Below are 3637 nucleotides of genomic sequence, written 5' to 3'. Positions count from 1 at the left end.
AATGCACACAATGTTTTGCAGATTAAAGCGACTATGTCCTCTAATGAGTGGAATCTTTATGAAGCAAATATTGACAATGAGTTGATTCTAAAAGTTGCTTAACGCTATCTAATATTTATGCTTCCTTATTCACACATCCTCAAAATAAATTATGAACGCATTACGTTTGTAAAATTATAAATGTCAATTTATTTTCATTTATCTAAGAAAATATATTTAAAATTAGCATTGAGTTTTTTATAAGCTTTATGTATCCTAGCGTGCTAGTTGGCTAACATAACGGATGTGAGACCATGCATATAAGGGGATTTTAACAATATTTATTATATTTATGATTAACGTTTTTGCAAATTCTGATGATAAGCTGATTCCAAGAAAAATAATTTTTGGCAACCCAGATAAGGCTAATGTCCAGATTAGTAATGATGGAAAGTATATTTCATATTTATCCAATAAATCAGGTGTATTGAATATTTTCATTGCCCCAATAGACGATATTAATAATGTAAAATCCATTACTAATGATACCAAGAGAGGAATTAGTAATTATTTTTGGAGCTATGATAATAGCCATATTTTATATCTAAAAGATAATGATGGAGACGAAAATGCAAGAATACATAAAATTAATATCAATACATTAAAAGATAAAATTATAACTCCAGAAAATGGTGTTAAGGCTATTATATTAAAAAATAGCTATAAATTTCCGAATGAAATAATGATTGGACTGAATCAAAGGAAAAAAGAATATTTTGACGTATATAAATTAAATATTCAAAATGATACTCTATCATTAATGTATGAAAATAATAAATACATTAGCTTTAGTATTGATGATAATTATCAAATCAAGTTTGGTTATCACCCAATAGAAGACGGAGGTAATCAAATTTACCTTTTTGATGATAAAATTGAAATTCCTTTTTTAAAAATTTCTCATGAAGATTCTAAAACAACAGGCATAGTTGGGTTTACTGAAAAAGGAGATAAGGCTTATTTCGTTAGCTCAATTGATAGAGATGTATCAAGTTTGTTTTTATTAGATTTAAAAACAAAAAATAAGGAATTAATATATTCAAATGCAAAAGCTGACATCGAAAATATAATTTTACAACCAAAGACCAAACAATTACAGGCCATTAGTTACTCTTATCTCAAACAGGATTATCAATTTATTGATACCAAATTTGAGGAGGATTATAATATATTGAAAGAAATAAGTAAAAATGGGCAAATTATTATCAAATCCAGAGATTTGGAGGATAATAAATGGTTAGTTGTATTTGATTATGATGATAAACCAATTCAGTATTACCTTTATGATAGAACCAATAAAAAAGCTACGTACCTCTTTAGCAATAACGATGAATTGAGTAATTATAGTCTTACAAAAATGCACCCTATTGTAATTAAGACTAGGGATGAATTAGATTTGGTTAGTTATATCTCAATTCCCAATGATATAAAAAAATCTCAAAATGATTACAAAACAACAAAGCCAGCTCCAATGGTTTTGTTGGTGCATGGTGGTCCAAATGCCAGAGATTACTGGGGCCTAAATAGCACTCATCAATGGCTTTCTAACAGGGGATATGTTGTTTTAAGTGTTAATTACAGGGGATCCACAGGTTTTGGGAAAAATTTTATAAATGCAGGTAATGGAGAGTGGGCTGCAAAAATGCATGATGATCTTATTGATGCTGTTGATTGGGCGGTTAGTGAAAAAATTGCCGATAAAGACAAGATAGCAATAATGGGAGGAAGTTATGGTGGATATGCAACTTTGGTAGGCTTAACCTTTACTCCAGATATTTTTGCGTGTGGAGTGGATATTGTTGGTCCATCAAATTTGATCACACTAGTTAATTCAGTTCCTGAATATTGGAAACCAATAATTAATAGCTTAAAGTTAATGCTTGGAGGCGATCATAAAACCAAGGAAGGAGAAGAAATATATAAGAAAAAATCTCCGCTCTTTTATGTGGATAAAATAACTAAACCGCTATTGATAGGTCAAGGCGCTAACGATCCAAGAGTTAAACAAGCCGAATCTGATCAGATAGTTGATTTAATGAAAAAACACAAAATTCCTGTTATTTATGCTTTATATCCAGACGAGGGACATGGATTCATGAGACCAGAAAATAGGCTTTCTTTTTATGCAATTACTGAAGGTTTTTTTGCTAAATACTTAGGCGGTCGATACGAACAAATAAAGAATGATTTTGAAAATTCATCTATTCTTATCAAGGAAGGAGAAGATTTGCTACCTAATAAAATTGAAATCAAAAAATAAGGAATATATTTGCTGTTGATATTGGAAGATATGCTACTAATAGACAGGTAATTTTAATTATCTAAATTTATTTAATATTACTTCCTACTGGTATAGCAAATCCTCTTAAAAATGCATCGGTATAAAGCATTTTCCTTCCATGCCTTTGTAATAAAATTGGCCTTATAACACCATCCTTACAAGCAATGCCTAATTTGTTGTCAATTATTGTTCCTGGTAAATGGTTTTGATTGGATTTTTCAACTTTAGCATTAATGATCTTGATTATTTCATTTTTATAGACAAAATAGGCACCAGGCTTAGGACTTAGGGCACGTATCTTATTATTGACTTCAAATGCAGTTGTATTGAAGTTTATGAGCTCTTCTTCTGATTTAATTTTATCTGCATAAATTACCCCCTCGTGCTTCTGCTTTGTAAATTTTACGGAACTCTTTTCAAAGAGACCTAACACATCTAAAATCATTTCTCCACCCATTTCAGAACATTTATCGTGCAATTCTTTTGCTGTAATTTCATCATCAAGTAAAATTTCTTTTCGCAATATAATATCTCCAGTGTCTAAACCTTCATCCATACCCATTATACATATAGCCGTCTTTTTATCCCCAGCCATTATAGTGCGTTGTATTGGTGCCGCTCCCCTCCACCTAGGTAAATCAGACGGATGAACATTAACAAATCCGTATTTTGGTATTTTTAAAAATTCCCTAGGTATCAATAATCCATATGCAACTACAATTACAATATCTGGATTTAATGATTTTAATTGCTCAATATTATCTGGTGTTCTCAATTTTTTTGGAGTTAAAACATTTAATGAAAATTTTTCTGCCAAATTATGAATCACGCTTTTGTTTTCTCTTAATCCACGTCCAGAATGAGTAGGAGGCTTGGTATACACAGCGATAATTTCACAATCATGATTAATAAGTTTGGAAAGTGTCGGAACTGCAAATTCAGGCGAACCCATGAATATAATTCTCATAAATTGAATAAATCTTTTTATTGCATACTAATACAAAATGATTACATTGAAAGAGGTTTTTAATATTTTCTTTGATTAAGATGAATTCATGTGTGCAAGAAATATTGTGTGCTTTTTCTGATGAATATGCGGATTATTTATTACCTGTTTGCCAACAACCAAATATAGTGGACTGAAAAAGTCAGACAACAAAAAGAGTAGTTTTATTTCCTAAAAGATATAAAAATAAAGACCATTGCATAATAGGCAGAAAGAAACATATATGATAGAATGAAAAGATAAGTACATACGAAAGAGGAGGCAAAATGTCATTTTTAGTAAGAGAAGCAGAAGAACGTATAGAGAAGAGT

At 30.3% G+C, this 3637-nt stretch carries 2 protein-coding genes; one reads left to right on the top strand and one right to left on the bottom strand.

The window, feature by feature from the left end; translation table 11 throughout:
- Positions 1-331: 331 nt before the first annotated feature.
- A complete protein-coding gene (locus L8D11_RS04120) occupies positions 332-2299 on the top strand; it encodes a S9 family peptidase (protein WP_236870408.1) in 1968 nt (655 codons plus the stop codon).
- A gap of 67 nt (positions 2300-2366) precedes the next feature.
- Here L8D11_RS04120 and fmt read toward each other — a convergent pair whose 3' ends face one another.
- Positions 2367-3287, bottom strand: coding sequence for a methionyl-tRNA formyltransferase (fmt, locus tag L8D11_RS04115; protein ID WP_236870407.1), 921 nt, complete (start codon positions 3285-3287; stop codon positions 2367-2369).
- Positions 3288-3637: the final 350 nt, after the last annotated feature.

Source organism: Candidatus Bandiella numerosa (genome assembly GCF_021811875.1).
Taxonomy (GTDB): Bacteria; Pseudomonadota; Alphaproteobacteria; order Rickettsiales; family Midichloriaceae; genus Aquirickettsia; species Aquirickettsia numerosa_A.
This window is presented reverse-complemented; position numbering and strand designations above follow the sequence as displayed.

Excerpts from the sequence above, each read along its gene's own strand:
- L8D11_RS04120 (WP_236870408.1), top strand. The coding sequence starts at position 332 with ATGATTAACGTTTTTGCAAATTCTGATGATAAGCTGATTCCAAGAAAA.
- fmt (WP_236870407.1), bottom strand. The coding sequence starts at position 3,287 with ATGAGAATTATATTCATGGGTTCGCCTGAATTTGCAGTTCCGACACTT.